General features: G+C 50.3%; 22 protein-coding genes and 3 pseudogenes. 9 read left to right on the forward strand and 16 right to left on the reverse strand.

Translation table 11 applies throughout. The features are described from left to right. Nucleotides 1-18 precede the first annotated feature (18 nt). The 9 genes from C1P89_RS11160 to C1P89_RS11200 form a co-directional block, all read right to left on the reverse strand. Nucleotides 19-507: a YbjO family protein gene (locus C1P89_RS11160; protein ID WP_000389260.1), complete on the reverse strand. Its 489-nt coding sequence runs from the start codon at nt 505-507 to the stop codon at nt 19-21. Nucleotides 508-566: 59 nt separating this feature from the next. Further along, a complete protein-coding gene (gene potI, locus C1P89_RS11165; RefSeq protein ID WP_001061657.1) occupies nt 567-1,412 on the reverse strand; it encodes a putrescine ABC transporter permease PotI in 846 nt (281 codons plus the stop codon). Beyond that, on the reverse strand, nt 1,409-2,362 hold the full coding sequence (gene potH, locus C1P89_RS11170) for a putrescine ABC transporter permease PotH (protein ID WP_000105423.1): 954 nt from the start codon (nt 2,360-2,362) through the stop codon (nt 1,409-1,411). Before potH ends, potI begins: the two co-directional genes overlap by 4 nt. Nucleotides 2,363-2,371: 9 nt before the next feature. Then, entirely contained in the window at nt 2,372-3,505 is a 1,134-nt protein-coding gene (potG, locus tag C1P89_RS11175; RefSeq protein WP_000996028.1) for a putrescine ABC transporter ATP-binding subunit PotG, read from the reverse strand. 94 nt (nt 3,506-3,599) lie between these two features. Further along, on the reverse strand, nt 3,600-4,712 hold the full coding sequence (gene potF, locus C1P89_RS11180) for a spermidine/putrescine ABC transporter substrate-binding protein PotF (RefSeq protein ID WP_000126050.1): 1,113 nt from the start codon (nt 4,710-4,712) through the stop codon (nt 3,600-3,602). A 350-nt stretch (nt 4,713-5,062) separates the two neighbouring features. Beyond that, complete coding sequence (locus tag C1P89_RS11185) at nt 5,063-5,539, reverse strand: type III secretion system chaperone family protein (RefSeq protein ID WP_000203025.1); 477 nt, start codon at nt 5,537-5,539, stop codon at nt 5,063-5,065. Between the two features lie 87 nt (nt 5,540-5,626). Next, entirely contained in the window at nt 5,627-6,529 is a 903-nt protein-coding gene (gene rimK / locus C1P89_RS11190) for a 30S ribosomal protein S6--L-glutamate ligase (protein WP_000684321.1), read from the reverse strand. 60 nt (nt 6,530-6,589) lie between these two features. After that, entirely contained in the window at nt 6,590-7,312 is a 723-nt protein-coding gene (nfsA, locus tag C1P89_RS11195) for a nitroreductase NfsA (protein ID WP_000189127.1), read from the reverse strand. After that, nucleotides 7,296-7,583: a DUF1418 family protein gene (locus tag C1P89_RS11200; protein WP_001201560.1), complete on the reverse strand. Its 288-nt coding sequence runs from the start codon at nt 7,581-7,583 to the stop codon at nt 7,296-7,298. Before C1P89_RS11200 ends, nfsA begins: the two co-directional genes overlap by 17 nt. A 159-nt stretch (nt 7,584-7,742) precedes the next feature. On the opposite strand from C1P89_RS11200, the gene grxA reads away from it, so the two are divergent. Continuing rightward, nucleotides 7,743-8,000 carry a glutaredoxin 1 gene (gene grxA, locus C1P89_RS11205; RefSeq protein ID WP_001195240.1) on the forward strand — a complete coding sequence of 86 codons (258 nt, stop codon included), beginning with the start codon at nt 7,743-7,745 and terminating at the stop codon, nt 7,998-8,000. A 29-nt stretch (nt 8,001-8,029) separates the two neighbouring features. On the opposite strand, the gene C1P89_RS11210 is transcribed toward grxA, so the two are convergent. Further along, nucleotides 8,030-8,407, reverse strand: a complete 378-nt coding sequence (locus C1P89_RS11210; protein WP_000681108.1) for an inner membrane protein YbjM — start codon at nt 8,405-8,407, stop codon at nt 8,030-8,032. Between the two features lie 269 nt (nt 8,408-8,676). Here C1P89_RS11210 and C1P89_RS11215 point away from each other — a divergent pair, with 269 nt between their 5' ends. Continuing rightward, nucleotides 8,677-10,362: an aspartate:alanine antiporter gene (locus C1P89_RS11215; protein WP_001024876.1), complete on the forward strand. Its 1,686-nt coding sequence runs from the start codon at nt 8,677-8,679 to the stop codon at nt 10,360-10,362. 174 nt (nt 10,363-10,536) lie between these two features. Here the strand turns inward: C1P89_RS11215 and rcdA are convergent, their stop codons facing one another. Continuing rightward, nucleotides 10,537-11,073, reverse strand: a complete 537-nt coding sequence (gene rcdA / locus C1P89_RS11220; RefSeq protein WP_001297003.1) for a DNA-binding transcriptional regulator RcdA — start codon at nt 11,071-11,073, stop codon at nt 10,537-10,539. An 83-nt stretch (nt 11,074-11,156) separates the two neighbouring features. On the opposite strand from rcdA, the gene C1P89_RS11225 reads away from it, so the two are divergent. The 3 genes from C1P89_RS11225 (at nt 11,157) to ybjH (ending at nt 13,550) form a co-directional block, all read left to right on the forward strand. Then, complete coding sequence (locus tag C1P89_RS11225; RefSeq protein ID WP_000217849.1) at nt 11,157-12,365, forward strand: MFS transporter; 1,209 nt, start codon at nt 11,157-11,159, stop codon at nt 12,363-12,365. Then, entirely contained in the window at nt 12,365-13,180 is an 816-nt protein-coding gene (gene ybjI / locus C1P89_RS11230) for a 5-amino-6-(5-phospho-D-ribitylamino)uracil phosphatase (RefSeq protein WP_005139621.1), read from the forward strand. Before C1P89_RS11225 ends, ybjI begins: the two co-directional genes overlap by 1 nt. Nucleotides 13,181-13,265: 85 nt before the next feature. Then, complete coding sequence (gene ybjH / locus C1P89_RS11235) at nt 13,266-13,550, forward strand: protein YbjH (protein ID WP_000605473.1); 285 nt, start codon at nt 13,266-13,268, stop codon at nt 13,548-13,550. A gap of 40 nt (nt 13,551-13,590) precedes the next feature. Here the strand turns inward: ybjH and mdfA are convergent. Beyond that, nucleotides 13,591-14,818, reverse strand: a pseudogene (gene mdfA / locus C1P89_RS11240) (multidrug efflux MFS transporter MdfA). A 284-nt stretch (nt 14,819-15,102) separates the two neighbouring features. Between mdfA and ybjG the strand changes: the two are divergent. Together ybjG and deoR are read left to right on the forward strand one after the other, a co-directional pair. Next, on the forward strand, nt 15,103-15,699 hold the full coding sequence (ybjG, locus tag C1P89_RS11245; RefSeq protein WP_001612704.1) for an undecaprenyl-diphosphate phosphatase: 597 nt from the start codon (nt 15,103-15,105) through the stop codon (nt 15,697-15,699). Between the two features lie 57 nt (nt 15,700-15,756). Beyond that, a complete protein-coding gene (deoR, locus tag C1P89_RS11250) occupies nt 15,757-16,515 on the forward strand; it encodes a DNA-binding transcriptional repressor DeoR (protein WP_000450125.1) in 759 nt (252 codons plus the stop codon). 46 nt (nt 16,516-16,561) lie between these two features. Here deoR and dacC read toward each other — a convergent pair whose 3' ends face one another. Continuing rightward, nucleotides 16,562-17,764, reverse strand: a complete 1,203-nt coding sequence (gene dacC / locus C1P89_RS11255) for a serine-type D-Ala-D-Ala carboxypeptidase (protein ID WP_000195961.1) — start codon at nt 17,762-17,764, stop codon at nt 16,562-16,564. Nucleotides 17,765-18,010: 246 nt separating this feature from the next. On the opposite strand from dacC, the pseudogene gstB reads away from it, so the two are divergent. Further along, nucleotides 18,011-18,636, forward strand: a pseudogene (gene gstB, locus C1P89_RS11260) (glutathione S-transferase GstB). On the opposite strand, the gene yliI reads toward gstB, so the two are convergent. Both yliI and bssR read right to left on the reverse strand, forming a co-directional pair. Further along, on the reverse strand, nt 18,633-19,748 hold the full coding sequence (gene yliI, locus C1P89_RS11265; protein WP_000555031.1) for an aldose sugar dehydrogenase YliI: 1,116 nt from the start codon (nt 19,746-19,748) through the stop codon (nt 18,633-18,635). The pseudogene gstB and the gene yliI overlap by 4 nt on opposite strands. Nucleotides 19,749-19,858: 110 nt before the next feature. Continuing rightward, a complete protein-coding gene (bssR, locus tag C1P89_RS11270) occupies nt 19,859-20,242 on the reverse strand; it encodes a biofilm formation regulator BssR (RefSeq protein ID WP_000497137.1) in 384 nt (127 codons plus the stop codon). 212 nt (nt 20,243-20,454) lie between these two features. Between bssR and rimO the strand changes: the two genes are divergently transcribed. Continuing rightward, nucleotides 20,455-21,780: a 30S ribosomal protein S12 methylthiotransferase RimO gene (gene rimO, locus C1P89_RS11275; protein WP_000049377.1), complete on the forward strand. Its 1,326-nt coding sequence runs from the start codon at nt 20,455-20,457 to the stop codon at nt 21,778-21,780. 46 nt (nt 21,781-21,826) lie between these two features. On the opposite strand, the pseudogene C1P89_RS11280 reads toward rimO, so the two are convergent. Beyond that, a pseudogene (locus C1P89_RS11280) lies at nt 21,827-23,148 on the reverse strand (GGDEF domain-containing protein). Between the last annotated feature and the right edge of the window lie 2 nt (nt 23,149-23,150).

Below are 23,150 nucleotides of genomic sequence, written 5' to 3' on the forward strand. Positions count from 1 at the left end.
GGGCGACGATTATACACATTATTGCAACTGGAAGAACCGCCGACTGGTCGAGGGAACGAACAGCAGCATCAGGATGAGCATATCCGGCAGCTTCTGCAGCATCAGGCTATGGAAGATTTCACGTTTTGATTCACCGGGAATGCTGAACAGCTCCGGATAACCGTACCCCAGCGAAGCCGCCCACAAGTAACTTGCGGCGGTGATTTGTGTCAGCAGATATAGCCAGCGCGCCCAGCGACGCCCTTTCACCAGTGAAAACGCACACCAGATCTCAATGAAAACCAGCACCAGACTGCTTAAAAAGACCAGCGTTAAACTCCAGGTTTGTACGCTGCGATGAATGAACTCGCCAATACCGCGCACGCCCAGCGTATTGAAAATCATCAGCACGTCGAGGCCACGGATCATAATAATGGCGAGCGCCGCCACCTGCACCAGCGCAGGCACATTCAGGCGAGCATGAGATGAAGATGTTTTCTTAAAAAATCCCAACGTTTCGTCTTCCATGAAAACAATGCCGCGGCATGCGCGGCATTATGTAGCCAGGTTGGCAAATTTTAGTGTCTTCAGCCATGTCTTGCACGCTGGATATCGCGTATCCGCTGTTTTTCTGCGCGAGCCATCAGATACCAGGCGATAAATCCGACAATTCCGACCGCACCGAGAATTAACGTTGCAAGGGCGTTGATTTCCGGATTCACTCCCATCCGCACGCTGGAAAAGACCAGCATCGGTAACGTGGTGGCTCCCGGCCCGGAAACAAAGCTGGCGATCACCAGATCATCAAGCGACAAAGTAAAAGCCAGTAACCAGCCAGAAATGATCGCGGGCATGATCATCGGTAGCGTAATGACGAAAAACACTTTCAGCGGCGTCGCACCGAGATCCATCGCTGCTTCTTCTATCGAGCGATCCAGTTCCCGCAATCTTGAAGAAATAACGACCGCCACATAAGCCGTACAAAAAGTGACATGCGCCAGCCAGATGGTGAGCATACCGCGGTCCGCAGGCCAGCCAATGGCATGAGCAAGCGCGACGAATAATAACAACAGCGACAAGCCCGTGATGACATCTGGCATCACCAGCGGCGCGGTGATCATAAAGGCAAAACCATTTGATCCGCGAAACCTGCCAAAACGCACCAGCACCACCGCCGCAATAGTCCCGAGGATCGCCGCCGCCGTTGCCGCACAGGCAGCAATTGTCAGGCTTAAACCAACCGCACTCATCATCGCGTCATCGCGCAATAACTCACCATACCAGCGCGTTGACCAGCCGGCCCACACCGTCACCAGCTTCGAGCTGTTAAACGAATAGATAACCAGCATCAGCATTGGCGCGTAGAGAAAGGTAAAGCCCAGCAGCAAAATCACAATCCGCCAGGGCGAACGAACTACCGGTAAATTATTCATCCGTGTTCTCCCACGCTTTTTTGCTGGTGTTTGTGGAACCACATTATCGGCACAATTAGCAGCAGCAACATGATGATCGCTACCGCCGAGGCCACCGGCCAGTCGCGGTTATTGAAAAACTCTTGCCATAACACGCGCCCGATCATGATGCTGTCCGGGCCACCGAGCAGTTCCGGGATCACAAACTCGCCCACAGCCGGGATAAACACCAGCATCGATCCGGCAATAATCCCACCTTTAGTCAGCGGCACGATCACAGTAAAGAACGTTTTCAGCGGTCGTGCACCGAGATCCAGCGCTGCTTCCACCAGCGAATAATCAATACGAATCAACGCGGTATAAATCGGCAGTACCATAAACGGCACGTAAGCGTAAACAATGCCGATATAAACGGCCAGATTGGTATGCAGAATGGTCAGCGGTTGATCGATAACCCCCAGCCACAGCAGAAAATTATTCAGCACACCGTTGTTTTTTAATATTCCCATCCAGGCATAAACGCGGATCAGAAACGAGGTCCACGACGGCAGGATCACCAGTAGTAATAAAATATTACGGGTCGAAGGCTTACTGTGCGCCACCGCCCACGCCAGCGGATAGCCGATCAGTAAACAGCAAAATGTCGAAATCGCCGCCACCTGTAACGACTGGAGATAAGCATCAAAATAGAGCGGATCGTCGGTCAGTTGCAGAAAATTACCGAGATTAAGAGTGATGGAAAGTTGCCCGTCAGCCCACTCCATCAGTTCGGTATAAGGTGGAATAGCGCGCGCCATCTCTCCCAGGCTTATTTTAAAGACAATCAGAAATGGCAGCAGAAACAGCAAGATCAACCAGATATATAGCAACGCAATGACCAGTTTGCGCCCATGCTTCATTTGCAGCTGCGACAACCACAGCTTAAATCCGCCCGGCGGTTTCGACTGGGCAGCAGGTTCAAGTGTACTCATCTTTGCTCCTTAAACCGTCAGCACCACACAGCTGTCCACTTCCCAGCACAAACGCACTTCGTCGCCCCAGGTCGGTAACCCTTTACGATGACGATGGGCGTTTTGTAGCTGGGCGCTGATCATCTGCCCACTTTTCAGTCGAACGTGATACACCGAAAGATCGCCGAGATAGGCAATGTGTATCACCTCCCCCACCGCGAAGTTACAACCATTGGCGGGCGGCTCTTCGCAAAGCATGATTTTTTCCGGGCGCAGCGCTACGTGTACCGGCACGTTATCGACCACTGAAGCATCCGCATCGACTTTCAGTGGATGCACCAGCCCCGGCGAATCAAGCACCAGGCCATCTTCCTGACGCTCTTTGAGTACACCTTCAAAGACATTAACCGAACCGATAAATTCAGCGCTGTAGCGGGTAGTTGGATGCTCGTAGATCTCTTCCGGCTCGCCAATCTGGACAAATTTCCCGCGATTCATAATGGCGATACGCCCCGCCATGGTCATCGCCTCTTCCTGATCGTGGGTGACCATCACACAAGTCACACCGACGCGCTCCAGAATATCCACCACTTCAAGCTGCATCCGGTCACGCAGCTTTTTATCCAGCGCGCCCATCGGCTCATCGAGCAGTAATAGTTTCGGGCGTTTGGCAAGGCTTCGGGCCAGGGCCACACGCTGTCGCTGACCACCGGAAAGCTGATGCGGTTTGCGTTTGGCGAACTCCTGCATGTGCACCAGGCCGAGCATCTCATGGACCCGACTGGCAATTTCCGCTTTCGGTAGTTTGTCCTGTTTCAGGCCAAAAGCGATGTTCTGTTCCACGGTCATATGCGGAAACAGCGCGTAAGACTGAAACATCATATTGATGGGGCGCAGGTAAGGCGGCACCTGTGACAAATCGACGCCATTGAGCATTATCTGCCCGGCAGAAGGTTGTTCAAAACCTGCCAGCATACGCAGCAGCGTGGACTTGCCACAGCCGGATGCGCCCAGCAGCGCGAAGATTTCACCTTTGTAGATGGTCAGGCTGACATCATCGACCGCATGCTGACCATCGTAGGATTTGGTGAGGTTGCGGATTTCTAATAGCGGCGTCAGCGCCTTACGGGTTTTCGCCTGCGGGCGAGGGATAGCGTCATTCACGGCTGCTCTCCGGCATTGAATGTGTGCAAGCGCACCATGATGGTGCGAATTGCCGGCTGGTGTGGTGCGCCCGCCCGGCATCTAAGGCTGCGGATTATTTTCCGCTCTTCACTTTGGTCCACGCGCGGGTGCGCACACGGTCGATTTTCGGATCCTGTACTTTCAGAGTGAATAGCTTCGCACGAACGTCCGCCGGAGGATAAATACCCGGGTTCTCACGGACTTCCGCACTCACCAGCGGCGTGGCTGCTTTATTGGCGTTGGCATAGAACACATGGTCGGAAATATGCGCTACTACATCCGGGCGCAGCAGGTAATTCAGGAACTGATAGGCTTCGTCTTTGTTTTTGGCATCCGCAGGCATGGCGAATACATCAAAGAACGCCATCGCCCCTTCTTTTGGAATCGAGAACGAGACATTCACTCCATTCTTCGCTTCCTTCGCGCGGTTTGACGCCTGCCAGACATCACCTGCCCAGCCGATAGCGACGCAAATATCGCCGTTTGCCAGGTCGTTAATGTATTGAGATGAATGGAAATAACGAATGTTCGGGCGCAGCTTTAACAGCAGATCGGTTGCCGGTCCGGTGTAATCATCCGCTTTAGTGCTGTTGGGATCTTTGCCGAGATAATTCAACACGGTAGCAAAAACTTCTTCTGGCGCATCCAGGAAAGAGACACCGCAGCTTTTCAGTTTTTCCAGATTTTCAGGTTTGAGGATCAAGTCCCAGCTATCGACGGGCGCGTTTTCGCCCAGCACAGCTTTAACTTTATCAACGTTATAGCCAATCCCGGTCGTCGCCCACATATAGGGCATAGCAAATTTATTGTCGGGATCGTGTTTGGCGACCAGCTTCAGCAGCTCCGGGTCGAGATTCTTCCACTCCGGCAATTTGCTTTTGTCCAGCGGCTGGAAAACTCCCGCAGTCAACTGGCGTTCAAGAAAGCTGGCAGATGGAACCACCAAGTCAAAGCCGGTGCTACCCGCCATTAATTTGCCTTCCAGTACTTCGTTAGAGTCGAAAACATCGTAGACGACTTTAATACCGGTTTCTTTTTCAAAATTGGCCACCGTGTCCGGGGCGATATAATCAGACCAGTTATAAATGTGGAGTGTTTTTTGTTCAGCCGCGAGCGTGCCGACAGAGACGGCCATCAGAGCACCCGCAGCCAGACCCGAAAGCCATTTTTTATTTAAGGCGGTCATATCTCTTTCCTTCTGAAAGTTCGTTAACAAACGAACAAAAGTTGTCACACTAAAAGATATGCAATAAACGTGCATATTTTTTATCGGCGGGGTGTAAGAAAAGAGAACTCTCTCCCGGCCAGCACTGCTCGCTATATAAAAGCATCGCAAGAATAACTTTAGCCAGGGTTTGAGACTATAGCTCGGATTAAAAAACGGTATTTAACAAATTTTTATGCGTATTTGCTCTATGTGATAAAGCCAAATCGACACAAGAGAAGTGAAATAATCTTTAAGAAAAGGTTAAAAACAGCAGATAATTTTGCAGCGCGCAGCCACTGCACCAGCGACTGCGTGCTCGAAAGGAGTTATCAGTGGAGGAAATAGTTTTCGGTAACGTTGTTTTGCCCTTCATCGTCAGTCGGTAACAGCAGTTGATGGGCATTAGCTTCAAGAATGACCATCGAAATCTGCTCTTCGCTCTGACGCACGAACCATGCAAACTGCTCATAGGTTACGCCCTGCATAACGGATAAAGACTGGCAAACCACCAGCTTTGGCAGATTATCATCCTGCATATCAAGAAATGCTTTCACGGTCAGCGAACTGGCATTGATGGCAGATAAATCCGCCGCCAGCGGCAATACGGCTGAAGGTCGGACTTCCGCCATGGCAGAAAACAGGATCGTGTTATCGATCAGATCGATTTTGGCATCAAAGACACCGTCGAAATTCTGCATATGGGGCAGATGCAGAGCCTGACAGTTATCACATTCAAAAAAACTCATCCCCAGGTCATCGAGCCATTGACGCAGCGTATCCAGACCAGGAACGACCAGCGATGTCATAATTTTGTACAACCTCTTTCGATAAAAAGACCGGCACAGCTTACGCAAAAAGCGCAGGCAAAACCATGATCAGTAATGTGATTGCGACTAACCACCCGTTTTCAGGCAATATTCTGTCGTAGCGTGGCGTTCGATCCAGCGGATCATTTTACCCGCGATGTCGATACCAGTGGTTTTTTCTATTCCTTCCAGCCCCGGCGACGCATTCACTTCCATCACCAACGGCCCGCGATTAGCACGCAGAATATCCACACCAGCAACGTCCAGCGCCATCGTTCGCGCGGCTTTTATCGCGATTTCACGCTCCTGTGGTGTGATACTGGCGACGCTTGCCGCGCCGCCACGATGCAAATTGGAACGAAAATCGCCCTCTTTCGCCCGCCGTTCAATCGCAGCGACCACTTCATCGCCAACAACCAGACAGCGGATATCGCACCCTTGCGCCTCTTTGATATATTCCTGCACCAGAATATGCGCGTTCAGACCGCGGAAAGCGTCAATCACGCTTTCCGCCGCCTGACGCGTCTCCGCCAGCACGACGCCAATTCCCTGCGTGCCTTCAACCAACTTGACCACCAGCGGCGCACCACCGACCATGTCGATTAAATCGCTGGTATCATCCGGCGAATGCGCAATGCCCGTGACAGGCAGGTCGATGCCCTGACGCGCCAGCAGTTGCATGGAACGCAATTTGTCACGCGCCCGGGCAATGGCGACCGACTCATTGAGCGGATAGCTCCCCAGCATCTCGAACTGGCGCAGTGCCGCCGTCCCATAAAAGGTAATGGCGGTGCCAATACGCGGGATCACTGCGTCAAAATGGGGTAACTTGCGGCCTTTGTAGTGAATAGAAGACGCCGCAGGATTTATGTTCATGTAGCAAGAAAGCGGATCAAGAATTTCAACCAGGTGACCGCGCTGTATAGCGGCTTCACGCAGCCGCTTACACGAATAGAGCGTTCCATCCCGGGACAATATGGCAATTTTCACCCTGCACCTCTCTGTCAGACCTGGTCAAAAGCCCGCGTATCATACATCGACGTGGCGGTTTTAGCGCGTCGCCCAACCCTGTTTGTGCAAATAATCCAGAATAAATGGGCGGCTTTCTTTAATGATTGTTCGGCGGATATGATCGCTCCAGGTATCCCGGCGATTATTGCTGCCACGGGTGAGGTAATATTCCGCCAGTTGCTCGTCATACTGCGCCAGTGCGTCTTTATCCAGCGGTTGATAGCTGTTTTCATGCACCAAAATGGAGGCCGGTAAACGCGGCTTGAGATCCGGATTATCCGCAGGCCAGCCAAGGCACAGCCCAAACAGCGGCAGAACATGCTGCGGTAATTTCAGCAGTTTCGTCACCGCTTCAATATTATTGCGCAGGCCGCCGATATATACCCCGCCCAATCCCAGCGATTCCGCTGCGGTTAATGCATTCTGCGCCATCATTGCCGTATCAACGACACCGAGCAACAGTTGTTCCGCCAGGCCGAGCTGAGCATCCGGACAGATCTGTAAATGGCGGTTAAAGTCGGCACAGAACACCCAGAACTCCGCCGCTTGCGCTACGTGTTTTTGCCCGCCGGTCAGCGTCACCAGTTCTTCACGTAATGCTTTGTCGGTAATGCGAATAATGCTACTACACTGCAAAAAACTGGAACTGGACGTCGCACGGGCGCTGTTAATAATCGCCTCACACTGCGCTTCGGAAATGGGTTCATCAGTGAAATGGCGAATGGAGCGATGGCCACAAATAAGTTCAATGGTTGGCGTCATTATCTTTTTCTCTTTCTGAACGTGAATATTGCGGTGGACGGTTCATCAGCTGTGGGGCAAGACGTTTTGCCACCTGAAGAATAACCACCACCGCAGCGGGAAGCATGAGCAAAACACCGAGAAAAATCATCAGAATCTGCACTTCTGGCCGAGAAAATGGCTCAGGCAGCGACAGGGAGTCGCTTACCGACAGCAGCGCCACCGCCAGTAGCATCATTCCGATAAATTCCAGTATCAACACGCCTTTAGGCAATTTACCGATCGCGCGCATACGCTTCCCTCTGCAAAGTGAGCCTTCAGTCTAAAACTTTTCACTGTATTGTGTTTAACAGTTATAGCTTTTAGCAATTAATGCAACAGGTTAAACCTACTTTCAGCGAATACATTTTAGCGTGATCATTACAGGCATAAATCTATGAGGAGAGAAATAATGCAAACCGTTATTTTTGGTCGTTCGGGTTGCCCTTACTGTGTGCGTGCAAAAGATCTGGCTGAGAAATTGAGCAATGAACGCGATGATTTTCAGTATCAGTATGTAGATATTCGTGCGGAAGGGATCACTAAAGAAGATCTACAACAAAAGGCAGGTAAACCCGTAGAAACCGTGCCGCAGATTTTTGTCGATCAGCAACATATCGGCGGCTATACCGATTTTGCTGCATGGGTGAAAGAAAATCTGGACGCCTGATCGTCTGACAAGCCCTCGCGTTGAGGGCTTTACTGATTTTTTCTGTGCTGTGGTTTAAACAAACTACTGATAAATAAGAAACACAGTGCCCCCAGCGCACACCAGAACACCGCGCTTAGTAACCATGCCAGCTCTTGCCAGAATGAGCGCGTCGGTGAAAAAAACAGCCGCATAATGAGCATTGAACAGGGTGCCGCCAGCATTGCGCCAAATAGAGGTTTCAGGACTTCTCTACGCTGTGAAAAGAAACTGGCAACTGCTCCAGGAAGAATGAAAAACAGCAAGCCGATTTCAGGATGCCCGGCAGCCCGAAAAGCGCCTTTCATGTGCGTCGCCAGAAAAAGGCACACCACAATGAAGAGGACAAAACAGCAGATTGCCCCCGCCCAACGTTGTTTATGTTTCACTCGTTCCTCCTGACACTGCGTCTATCGAACACATTTTTCGCCAGTGTGGCGTTCAGTAAGATAAAGCCGCTTCGCATTCCATGCTAATATAGGCCAACGCAATTCATATAGCCGTTGATACCTAATGTGATTACACTAGTAAAATATATTGTTACTTTACTATCGTTTAGGTGCGCTGAATGAATCTGCGCCCTGAATTCTGGTAAAAAACATTATCGTAAATTACCATTTCTTTCAACAGCTTACTAGTAAACAAGAAGTTAGCCTCCGTGAATATAAACGTCGCCGAATTGTTAAATGGGAATTACATTCTGTTATTATTTGTGGTCCTCGCGCTTGGGCTATGTCTCGGAAAGTTACGACTTGGTTCGATCCAACTGGGTAATTCCATTGGCGTTTTAGTCGTATCGCTGTTATTAGGCCAACAACATTTCAGCATTAACACCGATGCGCTTAATCTTGGCTTTATGCTGTTTATTTTCTGCGTCGGGGTCGAAGCCGGACCGAACTTTTTTTCCATTTTTTTTCGCGATGGGAAAAATTACCTAATGTTAGCACTGGTGATGGTTGGCAGTGCGCTGGTGATCGCCTTAGGGTTAGGTAAGCTGTTTGGCTGGGATATTGGCCTGACGGCCGGTATGTTAGCAGGCTCTATGACGTCGACACCGGTTCTGGTCGGTGCTGGCGATACACTGCGTCATTCCGGCATGGAAAGCAGGCAGCTCTCACTGGCACTGGATAATCTGAGCCTCGGGTATGCCTTAACCTATTTAATCGGTCTGGTGAGTTTGATTGTTGGTGCGCGTTACTTGCCGAAATTGCAGCATCAGGACTTACAGACCAGCGCCCAGCAAATCGCCCGCGAACGTGGCCTGGACACTGATGCCAACCGTAAGGTTTATTTACCGGTGATCCGCGCCTATCGCGTCGGCCCGGAGCTGGTGGCCTGGACCGACGGCAAAAATCTGCGTGAACTGGGTATTTATCGACAAACCGGCTGCTACATTGAACGTATTCGACGTAACGGGATTCTGGCAAATCCAGACGGTGATGCCGTGCTACAAATGGGCGATGAAATAGCGTTGGTAGGCTATCCCGACGCCCATGCCCGACTCGATCCCAGCTTCCGTAACGGTAAAGAAGTTTTCGATCGTGACCTTCTCGACATGCGTATCGTCACTGAAGAAGTGGTCGTTAAAAACCATAACGCTGTAGGTAAACGTCTCGCACAACTGAAGTTGACCGATCACGGTTGCTTCCTTAACCGCGTCATTCGTAGCCAGATTGAGATGCCGATAGATGACAACGTCGTGCTTAACAAAGGTGACGTTTTACAAGTCAGCGGTGATGCCCGTCGCGTAAAAACCATCGCCGATCGCATCGGCTTTATCTCGATTCACAGCCAGGTCACTGACCTGCTGGCATTTTGCGCCTTCTTTGTTATTGGGCTGATGATCGGGATGATCACCTTCCAGTTCAGCACATTCAGTTTCGGCATGGGGAACGCTGCCGGGTTGTTATTCGCCGGAATTATGCTGGGCTTTATGCGTGCTAACCACCCGACCTTCGGTTACATTCCGCAAGGTGCATTAAGCATGGTGAAAGAGTTCGGCTTGATGGTGTTTATGGCAGGCGTTGGTCTGAGCGCCGGTAGCGGTATTAATAACGGCCTGGGCGCGATTGGCGGTCAGATGTTGATTGCCGGATTAATTGTCAGTCTTGTGCCCGTGGTTATCTGTTTCTTGTTCGGTGCTTATGTATTGCGAATGAACCGCGCACTGTTGTTCGGCGCAATGATGGGCGCACGCACCTGCGCGCCGGCAATGGAGATCATCAGTGATACAGCTCGCAGTAACATCCCTGCGCTGGGCTATGCGGGCACCTACGCAATCGCCAACGTCCTGCTGACGCTGGCAGGGACAATCATCGTCATGGTATGGCCAGGATTAGGATAAAACTGAAGTTGCCCTGAAAATGAAATTTTTTTGCACAACCGCAGAACTTTTCCGCAGGGCATCAGTCTTAATTAGTGCCACTGCTTTTCTTTGATGTCCCCATTTTGTGGAGCCCATCAACCCCGCCATTTCGGTTCAAGGTTGATGGGTTTTTTGTTATCTAAAATTTATCTACTACCCTGCAACCCTCTCAACCATCCTCAAAATCTCCTCGCGCGATAGCGGCTTACGGTCGGTGACAAAATGCAGCGTCATCCCCTCAATAAACGCATCAAGCGCGCGGGCGGTTCCGGGTTCAAACCATTGTTCGAGCGTTTGCTGACTGCGCTGCATCCAGTTTTGCATTACCGTTTTTAATAGCGGTTTTCGGCTAGCCAGCGCGTAGAGCTGGTACATCAGCTCCATATTATCCGGCGTTGCAACCTGTGAGCTGTAGATCATATCGGTGATAGCCTGGCATGCGCCTTGAGCATCACTAACATCGCTAAAAAATGCCTGATATTGCCGGGACATAATCTCAGTAAAACTGCTGAACGCCTCCAGCAACAACTCATCAATTCCTGAAAAATAGTAGGTCATCGATCCCAACGGTACCCCGGCAAGGGTAGCAATTTTGCGGTGCGTAACAGCATGTATTCCGTAAAGTTTCACCGCCTCCAGCGTGGCCTGGATAATTTTTTCTCGCCGTTGCGGATCGTTAGCGCGACGCATGTCATTTCCTCTGTCTGCAATTGTGTACAAATGTACACAACCTTGCTAATGTTGTCTTCCCTCTTCTTATTTTGACGTGATCTATGACCGTAAATTCTTCACGTAATGCATTGAAACGCCGAACCTGGGCGCTGTTTATGTTCTTCTTTTTGCCAGGCCTGTTAATGGCGTCCTGGGCAACCCGTACGCCTGCTATCCGCGATATTCTCTCTGTCTCGATCGCTGAAATGGGCGGTGTTCTCTTTGGTCTGTCGATCGGTTCGATGAGCGGTATTCTCTGCTCGGCGTGGTTAGTGAAACGCTTTGGGACACGTAATGTCATCCTGGTCACGATGTCCTGCGCATTGATCGGGATGATGATATTAAGTCTGGCACTCTGGCTGACATCGCCCCTGCTCTTTGCCGTTGGTCTCGGCGTCTTTGGGGCAAGTTTTGGTTCTGCGGAAGTGGCGATAAACGTTGAAGGTGCCGCCGTTGAGCGAGAAATGAATAAAACGGTTTTGCCGATGATGCACGGTTTTTATAGCCTAGGCACGCTGGCAGGCGCTGGTGTCGGGATGGCACTGACGGCCTTTGGCGTTCCGGCAACGGTGCACATTTTATTGGCGGCGCTGGTAGGTATCGCGCCTATTTATATCGCCATTCAGGCAATCCCTGACGGTACGGGCAAAAATGCTGCCGATGGCACCCAGCATGGCGAAAAAGGCATTCCTTTTTATCGCGATATCCAGTTGCTGTTGATTGGTGTTGTAGTGCTGGCGATGGCCTTTGCCGAAGGTTCTGCCAACGACTGGTTACCCTTATTAATGGTTGACGGTCACGGTTTTAGCCCTACTTCCGGCTCGCTGATTTATGCCGGTTTTACCCTAGGGATGACCGTTGGACGCTTCACTGGCGGTTGGTTCATCGACCGTTACAGTCGCGTTGCCGTGGTTCGGGCCAGTGCACTAATGGGGGCGTTGGGTATTGGGCTGATTATTTTTGTCGATAGCGCCTGGGTCGCTGGGGTGTCTGTTGTACTCTGGGGACTGGGTGCCTCGCTGGGCTTCCCGCTGACCATTTCTGCCGCCAGCGATACCGGCCCCGATGCACCAACCCGCGTCAGTGTGGTAGCAACGACCGGTTATCTGGCTTTCCTCGTCGGGCCGCCGCTGCTGGGCTATCTCGGCGAACATTATGGATTACGTAGTGCAATGCTGGTTGTACTGGCGCTGGTTATTCTCGCGGCTATTGTCGCGAAAGCCGTCGCCAAACCCGATACCAAAACGCGGACGGCGATGGAGAATAGTTGATGAGCATTAAATTAATTGCGGTAGACATGGATGGTACTTTCTTAAGCGATCAAAAAACCTATAACCGTGAGCGGTTTATGGCTCAGTATCAGCAAATGAAAGCACAAGGCATTCGCTTTGTGGTCGCCAGCGGGAATCAATATTATCAGTTGCTCTCTTTCTTCCCTGAAATTGCTAATGAAATTGCCTTTGTGGCTGAAAACGGCGGCTGGGTAGTGAGTGAAGGCAAAGATGTTTTTAATGGCGAGCTGTCGAAGGATGCCTTTACTACTGTCGTGGAACATTTGCTGACGCGCCCGGAAGTGGAAATTATTGCCTGCGGAAAAAATAGCGCCTATACGCTCAAAAAATATGACGATGCCATGAAAACGGTGGCAGAAATGTATTATCACCGTCTGGAATACGTCGATAACTTTGACAACTTAGAAGATATTTTCTTTAAGTTTGGCCTGAATCTTTCCGATGAACTGATTCCACAAGTACAAAAAGCATTACATGAGGCCATCGGCGATATTATGGTGCCAGTCCACACCGGCAACGGCAGCATCGATCTGATTATCCCCGGCGTACATAAAGCCAATGGCCTTCGCCAACTGCAGAAATTATGGGGAATAGACGACAGCGAAGTGGTGGTCTTTGGCGATGGCGGTAACGATATTGAGATGCTGCGTCAGGCAGGCTTTAGTTTTGCAATGGAAAATGCCGGCAGCGCGGTCGTCGCAGCGGCAAAATACCGGGCAGGCTCCAATAACCGTGAAGGCGTACTGGATGTGATCGATAAAGTGCTTAAACACGAAGCGCCATTTGACCAATAAAAACGGCAGCACGCCCGGCAACACAATACCTGAATGAAGGCTGCATAATTCGCGGAAATTAACCCGCTGCATTATTTCAGGCGAAATGATTATGAAAAATTGTCTACTGTTGGGCGCGCTTTTAATGGGCTTTACTGGTGTGGCGATGGCGCAAAGTGTCACCGGCGATGTGCCGAGTGGATACAAAGTGGTTGTAGTTCCTGATTCAGTCAGCGTTCCACAAGCGGTCAGCGTCGCGACTGTGCCGCAAACCGTCTATGTGGCTCCTGCGCCAGCTCCGGCTTACCGCCCGCATCCTTATGCTCGCCATCTTGCCAGCGTAGGTGAAGGGATGGTTATCGAACACCAGATTGACGACCATCACCATTAATTCGAGAATGCCTGATCGCACAAAGCAGTCAGGCATTTTTTTACCCTTCGTGAGAATTTCCCATCTGTTTATCTTTTAAAAAGATAACCATCAGCGACAGCCACAAAATTCCGTTGACAAGGTTGAAGAGATTAAACTGTCCGTTGCCCCCGTTCAGCCAGGCATGTTTGCTGATTTCAATACCAACGGTAAAGATCAGCATTTGCAGCATTCCCATCGCCGCAGAAACCGTACCTTTACTCATATCGCTGGCAAACAGGGTTAATCGCACCAGTCCCGCATTCGCCAGACCAATACCGAAAGCATAAATACTTAACCCGGCAGTCATCCATAAATACGCGTGCGATGAGATAACCGTTGCCGCAGCAGCGACCAACAGACCAATCATAATCGGCCAGCCGCCCATAATTATCACGTACGGTGCGGCGCGAGGTCAGACGCGCTAACAGCAAGTTACCCGCAATTAACGCCCCGAAAATAGGCACTTGCAGCAAGCCATATTCATAGCTGCTCAACTGCTCCCCGGTAATGATGATAATCGGCGACTGGGCGATCCACGCCAGCAATGGCAGGCTAACGAATCCCAGCGCCAGCGCCCCCGCCACAAAGCGGCCGTTCTTCAGCACCAGCTTATAGTCACGACCGAGTTCTTTCAGTGACAGTTTCTCGCCTATACGCGTGGCGGTTTCAGGCATAGCTCGTTGCAGACCGAAAAAGGAGATCGCTGCCAATGCGGCAAACAAAACAAACATCCCCTCCCAGGGCAGCACATGGATCCACGCCGCGCCCACCAGCGGACCAAGTAGCGGAGCAATCAGCGCCACGTTCGCCATCAGCGCGGTGATCTTGATACAAACCGCCTCTTCGAAGGATTCCTGAATTGCGGCGTATCCCACAGCGCCAATGAAACAGAGGCTTATGCCCTGCAAGAAGCGCAACAGGGTGAATTGTTCAATGTTTTGCGCCAGTAATATTGCCAGACAGGTGACGATAAACCACACCACACCCGCCAGCATCACCGGACGGCGACCAATACGATCCGACAGCGGCCCCAGGAGCCATTGTAAAAACATCCCGCCCGCCAGATACGCGGTCATCGAAGTAGGAACCCAATCAATGCCCGCCTGATATTGTTCCACCACGGCCAACATACCGGGTTGGATCATATCGTTGCCGATATAGGTTGAAAATTCGTAAAGCACCAGACAGAGAGGGAAAAGTAACGCCTGACGTCCAAGCCTGGCACCGAAAGCTAATTTATTTTGCATGCAATTTCTTCGCCAATAATAATCGCGCAGAGTTTAATAAAAGCGCAGCTAACGAGAAAGCGAATTTTGTAGCTGAAACCACGGTTAAGCACATTCTTACATTATTGCGAGTATAGCTACGCTTTCTTTAAGTTTTATTTAACCTATGCCCGTTACAATCACCCACCGTAAACAGGCCGCTTGAGGGAAATAAGACGATGCCGCTTTACCCAGTTTAACCTGCACTTTATTCTCAACGACTTGCCTGTATTGGCTCCCTTTTAATCACTTTGCGTCGGGAAGTTATGCTGGAAAATTTGAATCTCTCTCTATTCTCTCTTATTAACGCGACGCCAGACTCGGCTCCGTGGATGATCTCGTTGGCGATTTTTATTGCTAAAGATTTGATTACCGTGGTGCCGTTGCTGGCCGCGGTACTTTGGTTGTGGGGGCTTACAGCACAACGGCAACTGGTGATAAAAATCGCTATCGCGCTGGCGGTCAGCCTGTTTGTGTCCTGGACGATGGGACATCTTTTTCCGCACGACCGACCCTTTGTCGAAAATATCGGCTATAACTTCCTGCATCATGCGGCGGATGACTCATTCCCGAGCGATCACGGTACGGTGATTTTCACCTTTGCACTGGCATTTTTATGCTGGCATCGCCTGTGGTCCGGCTCACTTTTAATGGTTCTGGCCGTCGTCATTGCCTGGTCGCGCGTTTATCTTGGCGTCCACTGGCCGCTGGATATGCTCGGTGGATTGCTGGCAGGTATGATTGGCTGCCTTAGTGCCCAGATTATCTGGCAAGCGATGGGGCATAAACTCTATCAACGTCTGCAATCGTGGTATCGCGTCTGTTTTGCATTACCGATCCGCAAAGGCTGGGTGCGTGACTGATCTCTGCTAAAAAGTGTAGTATTGAGCGGCTCGCTTCAATAACTATTCAGAGGGATTATGGAAACACGTCGCGAAGAGCGTATCGGGCAGCTGCTGCAAGAATTAAAACGCAGCGATAAGTTACATCTTAAAGACGCCGCCGCCCTGCTTGGGGTTTCGGAGATGACGATTCGTCGCGATCTGAACAACCACAGTGCGCCCGTCGTTTTGCTCGGCGGCTATATTGTTCTGGAACCGCGCAGTGCCAGCCATTACCTGTTAAGCGATCAAAAATCCCGCCTGGTGGAAGAAAAACGCCGGGCGGCAAAACTGGCTGCGACACTGGTAGAACCCGATCAGACCCTCTTTTTTGACTGTGGCACCACCACGCCGTGGATTATTGAAGCGATTGATAATGAAATCCCTTTTACCGCCGTTTGTTATTCGCTAAATACCTTTCTGGCGCTGAAAGAGAAACCCCATTGCCGCGCATTTCTGTGCGGTGGTGAATTTCACGCCAGCAACGCCATTTTCAACCCCATCGATTTTCAGCAAACGTTGAATAATTTTTGCCCGGATATCGCTTTTTATTCCGCGGCGGGCGTGCATGTCAGTAAAGGCGCTACCTGTTTTAATCTTGAAGAGTTGCCGGTAAAACACTGGGCCATGTCGATGGCGCAAAAGCATGTGCTGGTTGTCGACCACAGTAAATTTGGCAAGGTGCGTCCGGCGCGCATGGGTGACCTGAAACGCTTTGATATTGTGGTGAGTGATTGTTGCCCGGAAGATGAGTATGTGAAGTACGCGCAGACGCACCGTATTAAGTTGATGTATTAATGACGTATAACCGGATGACGTTTCGCGCCATCCGGTTATCAGAAGATTAAGAGAACCAGCTGCCGAACCACTGATGGAATTTCATCATCACGAAATCCCACATCCGACCAAAGAATCCGCCCTCTTCCACATTTTCCATCACGATCAGCGGACGCTGCTCAATGGATTTACCGTTAAGCTGGAAATCAATGGTCCCGACAACCTGACCTTTTTTCAGCGGTGCGGTAAGCTGCGGTTCCGTTAACGTGTAGCTCGCCTTCAGGTTTTTCAGCTGCCCACGCGGTATGGTCACGGAGCCCGCTTCGCCTGCCCCGAGATTCACTTCGCTCTTATCACCAAACCAGACGCGCTGAGTCACAAAGGTGGCATCAGGTTTAATTGGCGTCACAGTTTCAAAGAAGCGGAAACCCCAGGTCAATAATTTCTCAGACTCATTAAAACGGATACGGTCAGTTTTCGCCCCCAGCACTACGGAGATTAAACGCATATCACCCTGGGTAGCCGAAGCAACCAGATTATATCCCGCACCTGCCGTGGTTCCTGTCTTCATGCCATCAACATTCAGATTGCTGCTCCACAGCAGACGGTTACGGTTAGGCTGACGAATTTTGTTGAAGGTGAACTCTTTCTCTTTATGAATGGCGTACTCTTCCGGCACATCGTGGATCAATGCTTTACCCAGCAATGCCATATCGCGCGCGGTACTGAACTGCCCCGGCGCATCCAGACCGTGCACCGTCTGGAAGGTAGTGTTGGTCAGACCCAGTTTTTTGGCATAACCATTCATCAAACCAATAAATGACTCCTGGCTCCCGGCAACGTAATCGGCCAGCGCAATACAGGCGTCATTACCGGACTGGATAATCACACCTTTGTTCAAGTCTGCCACCGAAACCTGATCGCCCGGTTTGAGGAACATTACCGATGAACCACGCAGTGCCGGATTTCCCGTCGCCCAGGCATCTTTACCGACCGTCACCATATCGGTGAGTTTAATCTTATCGGCCTTAAGCGCCTGCCCAACCACATAGCTGGTCATGATTTTAGTCAGGCTCGCGGGATCCAGTTTCTCATCCGCGTTGCCTTCTGCCAGCACTTTACCGCTGGCGTAATCCATTAAAATCCATGCACGCGCATCCACGCTCGGCGCTTCAACGGTTTGTTCCGCCGCGAATGCCGTTGGGGCAAAAAGGAATAAAAATGCAGAACCCGCTGCAAGACCACGAAGGAGAGAGGAGTATTGCGTCATAAATGCCACCCGAGTATCCATTCAAAAAAAATACGTTATATCGCCGTATGATAAGTTCGGTGATTAATAACGCACACACAAACTTAAAGAAACCGTAAGTTGGTAAAGTTTTTAAAGTTTATGCAATATCCTGCCGCTTCGCTGCTTCTGGTGTCATTTTTTTGCCAGCTGTTGCTTAAAAGTTAACTTTACTTCACCATCGGAGTCCTGTTCAGCCTGTGGCTGCCTGTCGGAAAAGGGGTGAGTATGATTACGCTGTGGGGTCGGAATAATTCAACTAACGTAAAAAAGTATTGCTGACGCTCGAAGAACTGGAACTACCTTATGAGCAAATTCTCGCGGGCCGTGAGTTTGGGATAAATCACGATGCTGATTTTCTGGCGATGAACCCTAACGGGCTGGTGCCGTTGTTGCGTGACGACGAAAGTGATCTCATTCTTTGGGAATCAAACGCCATTGTCCGCTATCTGGCGGCACAGTACGGGCAAAAACGCCTGTGGATCGACTCACCGGCACGTCGTGCGGAAGCGGAAAAATGGATGGACTGGGCAAACCAGACGCTCAGTAATGCTCATCGCGGGATCCTGATGGGATTAGTCAGAACACCACCGGAAGAGCGCGATCAGGCCGCCATTGATGCCAGTTGCAAAGAGTGCGACGCCCTGTTTGCCCTGCTCGATGCGGAACTGGCAAAAGTAAAATGGTTCTCTGGCGACGAGTTTGGTGTGGGCGATATCGCTATCGCACCGTTCATCTACAATTTGTTTAACGTTGGCCTGACCTGGACACCGCGTCCAAATCTGCAACGCTGGTATCAGCAACTCACTGAACGCCCCGCAGTGCGCAAAGTGGTGATGATTCCCGTTAGCTAATTGCGTGGGCTAACTTTAAGTAATTCCCCACTGGACTCGTCGGTGAGAACGTATAAATAACCGTCGGGTCCAGTGCGAACATCACGAATTCGCTGCCCTCTGTCCGTTAAAATACGGCCATCTTCTGTCACTTTGTCGCCGTTGACGCTCATCACAATGACATCTTTATCTTTCAGCGCGCCAATAAATAATTTTTGCTGCCACTGGGGGAATTTATCGCTGTTATAGAAGGCCATGCCGCTCACAGCGGGCGAATCTTTCCAGTAAAAAACAGGTTGCTCGGTCCCGGCGACGATCTCCCCTTTCGCTTCCGGTATCTTAAAGCCTGAATAGTTGATTCCCCAGGTTGCCAGCGGCCAGCCGTAGTTTTTGCCTTTTTGCGGGATATTAATTTCATCACCACCGCGCGGGCCATGTTCATTCAGCCACAGTGCATTACTCCACGGATTCATCGCCATTCCTTGCGGATTACGAATGCCATAAGACCAGATCTCGGCGCGCGCACCGGATTCCTTTATAAAAGGATTATCATCCGGGATTTCGCCCTGGTCGGTCAGACGCACCAGTTTGCCCTGTAATTTATCCAGATCCTGCGCCGTCGGGCGCTGATTGTTTTCGCCCAGAGCAATAAAAAGATAACCTTTACCGTCGAATACCAGCCGCCCGCCAAAATGGTTGCCGGTAGACAGTTTTGGCATCTGGCGGAAGACGGTGCGGAAGTCGGTCACTTTTGAGAGATCATCACTTAAGCGGCCATAACCCACAGCAGTTCCGGCTTTGCCATCATCGCCAACTTCGGAATAACTTAACCAGATGCGGCGAGACTGAGCAAAATCAGGCGCTAAAACCACGTCCAGCAGGCCGCCCTGCCCGTGCGCCCAAACGTCCGGAACTCCGGAAAGCGGCGCAGATAATCCTTTTCCTGCTTGCCAGTGACGCAACTCGCCGCCGCGCAGAGTGATTAACATACCGTGATTATCGGGTAAAAAGGCCAGTGCCCAGGGATGGTCGAGTTTGTCTTGCAGTACTTCGACATTTACCGTTGCAGGAGCCGCCCAGAGAGCGGAAGAAAGACAAATAAGGGGCACAAGGAAAAAGGATTGTCGATGCATAACGCCTCCGGATTGACTCTGGCTTAAAGCGTAGTCAGTGGAGGAGATAACAAATTCATTTTTACAAAAACTTAAACATGAAGGGGGAGACGCTTTCTCCCCCTTAGTTTTCAGGCCTTCTCAAGCATGGCGTGCTTCTGCAGGCTCTGGATACTCAGCGTTAAGCTCATCAGACAATTTTCAAGCTTATCGGCGTTGACGGTAATAACAGTCGGGCAATCATGGTGCCCACTCATCAAACATACTGCGGCTGTCGCTAATGCTTCTTCAGCATGATGAAGAGCACTCCACTCTTCCTGATCCAGATGAAGATTCAACCGCAGCGATTTATCGTGCAGTTCGCGATTCAGTTTAAAAAAGTTATCTCGTAGATGATTGCTTTCGCTGACGGACATGTATCCTTTTGCCTTCCTCAGTTGCACGTATGCAGCGAGGTCAACGCGTGCGTCGATCAACCGGTTCAGCAGATCGATTCGCTGTCTGTCAACGAACATACTTCGATCCTCCTCTTTCCAGCCTTGTTGCGATTAAATAGTATGGCTATTTTTTGAGCAAAATGCTGTCCAGGATCAATTCTTCACGCCAAATTAACAAAATTTACATTTCCTTCGCCTCCGCCAGCGAATGAGATTGCGATACAAATTTTATCCAGAACTCTGTAGAATCCCTGCCCTGACCTTTCCTGTAACTGAATATTTTTTAAGCTATGAGCAAAGTAACTCCCCAGCCGAAAATCGGCTTTGTTTCCCTTGGCTGTCCGAAAAACCTTGTCGATTCAGAGCGTATTCTCACCGAACTACGCACTGAAGGTTATGACGTGGTACCGAGCTATGACGATGCGGACATGGTGATCGTCAACACCTGCGGCTTTATTGACAGCGCGGTACAAGAATCACTGGAAGCCATTGGTGAAGCGTTGAATGAAAACGGCAAGGTAATTGTGACCGGTTGTCTGGGGGCAAAAGAAGATCAGATCCGCGAAGTCCACCCGAAAGTGCTGGAAATCACCGGGCCTCATAGCTATGAGCAGGTTCTGGAGCACGTTCATCACTACGTGCCAAAACCGAAACACAACCCATTCCTGAGCCTGGTGCCAGAACAAGGTGTGAAACTGACACCGCGTCATTATGCCTATCTGAAAATTTCGGAAGGCTGTAATCACCGCTGCACCTTCTGCATTATTCCGTCTATGCGCGGCGACCTGGTGAGCCGTCCGATTGGCGAAGTGTTAAGTGAAGCGAAACGTCTGGTAGATGCGGGCGTTAAAGAGATTCTGGTGATCTCGCAGGATACTTCCGCCTATGGCGTTGATGTTAAACATCGTACTGGCTTCCACAACGGCGAGCCGGTAAAAACCAGCATGGTCAGCCTGTGCGAACAGTTATCGAAACTGGGGATCTGGACACGTCTGCACTACGTTTACCCTTATCCGCATGTGGACGACGTCATCCCACTGATGGCAGAAGGCAAAATCCTGCCGTATCTGGACATTCCGTTGCAGCACGCCAGCCCGCGCATTCTCAAACTGATGAAGCGTCCGGGTTCTGTAGATCGCCAACTGGCGCGCATCAAACAGTGGCGCGAAATCTGCCCGGAACTGACCCTACGCTCAACCTTTATTGTCGGCTTCCCTAGCGAGACGGAAGAAGATTTCCAGATGCTACTCGACTTCCTGAAAGAAGCGCGTCTGGATCGCGTTGGCTGCTTTAAATACAGCCCGGTTGAAGGTGCAGACGCCAATGCCCTGCCTGACCAGGTTCCGGAAGAAGTGAAAGAAGAACGCTGGAACCGTTTCATGCAGCTGCAGCAGCAGATTTCCGCCGAGCGCCTGCAAGAGAAAGTGGGCCGTGAAATTCTGGTGATTATCGACGAAGTGGACGAAGAAGGCGCGATTGGTCGCAGCATGGCAGATGCACCGGAAATCGACGGCGCGGTTTATCTCAATGGTGAAACCAACGTTAAGCCGGGTGATATCCTGCGTGTGAAAGTCGAGCACGCCGATGAGTACGATTTGTGGGGTAGCCGGGTTTAATTAATTCAGGCCGGGCAAAATCATTTGTCCGCCCTGCGAATAATGATTACTGCCAGCTAATCTGAGCCCTGCCGTTTTTCTTACTCTTATACAGCCGCTCATCCGCCAGCATTTTCAAGCGTTCGACGGTGGTACATTCATTTGAATGCGCTACACCGATACTGGTACTTAAATTAATGCTTCCCACCTGGAAATGAACGATTTCTTTTAGAATCGATAGCAACTCTTCCAGCGTTCCACCCGTATAAATCACCGCAAATTCGTCACCGCCGAAGCGGTAGATTTTACCTTTATCTACCGGGATCTGTGATTTAAGGATTTTCACCACTTTCATCAACACTTCATCGCCCAGCAAATGACCGAAGGTGTCGTTAATGTTTTTGAATTTATCGACGTCAAACAGGCACAAATAACCGCCTTTTTCCGGCAGCGCTTTTAAATCTTCGTCAAAGGATTTTCTGCCCATTGCTTTGGTCAGGTCGTCCAGGAACGCCGAGTTATACATACTGTAGAGTTTTTTGACATCGGCAGCCGAAAAGAAAAGCCCGCCATCCAGTACGCGTTCAAAATGGTTATTAATGATGGCTTCTTTCTCCACAATACCACGATTAATCACTCTGCGTACCAGATAGAGGCAACTGGTACCCGATATCACTGCCACCAATGCGGCAAAGAAAATAATCAATGTACAGACCCGCAAATAAACATCTTTTTTATACGCAAATACGTACAATCCGGTCGGCAAATAGGCGAAGTGCTCCATCGCTTCCGAAACGATGAAGATGGCGTTTTTAGCATTATATTCATCACCGGTTTACCGTTCTTAAATAGAGAGAACATCAGGTTCTCGCTGTCCATCGCCAGCGATTTTGACAGTAAAGAAAAACGCTCCAGACCAAGCAAAAATATCAGACTACGATTGTGAGTTACCGGATAGAGGTAATAGACGAAGGTTTTACCGTCAAAAGAGATAAACCCTGTATTTTTGACATGTCGATACTTCACAACCTGCATAATATCTGCACAATAATTTTTCTCGAACTCCTTTACCTGAATACATTCGTCACTGGAAATCAGATAAGGACCGACATCGTACAAATAAGAGGGGGAAACCGAGTCGGCGTAAGCTGTGCGCAAACCAACCAACAGCTGTTCCTCCGTGGGATTTAGCGTGTTGATAAGATCAATTGCCACGCTACGCCGATATTCAGCAATATTTGCCACCGCAAAAGCAGTATCAATAACGGACTGTTTCAGGCTATACACCCGTTCCTTTACCATTTGAGTGTAGATCCCGCAGGCAACTGCTGAAATCATGATAAAAATCAGCAGACTGACTGTAAGTACGAACTTATTGATTCTGGACATAC

Source organism: Shigella sonnei (assembly GCF_002950395.1).
Classification (GTDB): domain Bacteria; phylum Pseudomonadota; class Gammaproteobacteria; order Enterobacterales; family Enterobacteriaceae; genus ECMA0423.

What these genes read in the sequence shown, in the direction of transcription:
- C1P89_RS11160 (WP_000389260.1), bottom strand. Translation starts at nt 507, where the DNA reads ATGGAAGACGAAACGTTGGGATTTTTTAAGAAAACATCTTCATCTCAT.
- potI (WP_001061657.1), bottom strand. Translation starts at nt 1,412, where the DNA reads ATGAATAATTTACCGGTAGTTCGTTCGCCCTGGCGGATTGTGATTTTG.
- potH (WP_000105423.1), bottom strand. Translation starts at nt 2,362, where the DNA reads ATGAGTACACTTGAACCTGCTGCCCAGTCGAAACCGCCGGGCGGATTT.
- potF (WP_000126050.1), bottom strand. Translation starts at nt 4,712, where the DNA reads ATGACCGCCTTAAATAAAAAATGGCTTTCGGGTCTGGCTGCGGGTGCT.
- C1P89_RS11185 (WP_000203025.1), bottom strand. Translation starts at nt 5,539, where the DNA reads ATGACATCGCTGGTCGTTCCTGGTCTGGATACGCTGCGTCAATGGCTC.
- nfsA (WP_000189127.1), bottom strand. Translation starts at nt 7,312, where the DNA reads ATGACGCCAACCATTGAACTTATTTGTGGCCATCGCTCCATTCGCCAT.
- C1P89_RS11200 (WP_001201560.1), bottom strand. Translation starts at nt 7,583, where the DNA reads ATGCGCGCGATCGGTAAATTGCCTAAAGGCGTGTTGATACTGGAATTT.
- grxA (WP_001195240.1), top strand. Translation starts at nt 7,743, where the DNA reads ATGCAAACCGTTATTTTTGGTCGTTCGGGTTGCCCTTACTGTGTGCGT.
- rcdA (WP_001297003.1), bottom strand. Translation starts at nt 11,073, where the DNA reads ATGCGTCGCGCTAACGATCCGCAACGGCGAGAAAAAATTATCCAGGCC.
- C1P89_RS11225 (WP_000217849.1), top strand. Translation starts at nt 11,157, where the DNA reads ATGACCGTAAATTCTTCACGTAATGCATTGAAACGCCGAACCTGGGCG.
- ybjI (WP_005139621.1), top strand. Translation starts at nt 12,365, where the DNA reads ATGAGCATTAAATTAATTGCGGTAGACATGGATGGTACTTTCTTAAGC.
- ybjH (WP_000605473.1), top strand. Translation starts at nt 13,266, where the DNA reads ATGATTATGAAAAATTGTCTACTGTTGGGCGCGCTTTTAATGGGCTTT.
- ybjG (WP_001612704.1), top strand. Translation starts at nt 15,103, where the DNA reads ATGCTGGAAAATTTGAATCTCTCTCTATTCTCTCTTATTAACGCGACG.
- deoR (WP_000450125.1), top strand. Translation starts at nt 15,757, where the DNA reads ATGGAAACACGTCGCGAAGAGCGTATCGGGCAGCTGCTGCAAGAATTA.
- dacC (WP_000195961.1), bottom strand. Translation starts at nt 17,764, where the DNA reads ATGACGCAATACTCCTCTCTCCTTCGTGGTCTTGCAGCGGGTTCTGCA.
- yliI (WP_000555031.1), bottom strand. Translation starts at nt 19,748, where the DNA reads ATGCATCGACAATCCTTTTTCCTTGTGCCCCTTATTTGTCTTTCTTCC.
- bssR (WP_000497137.1), bottom strand. Translation starts at nt 20,242, where the DNA reads ATGTTCGTTGACAGACAGCGAATCGATCTGCTGAACCGGTTGATCGAC.
- rimO (WP_000049377.1), top strand. Translation starts at nt 20,455, where the DNA reads ATGAGCAAAGTAACTCCCCAGCCGAAAATCGGCTTTGTTTCCCTTGGC.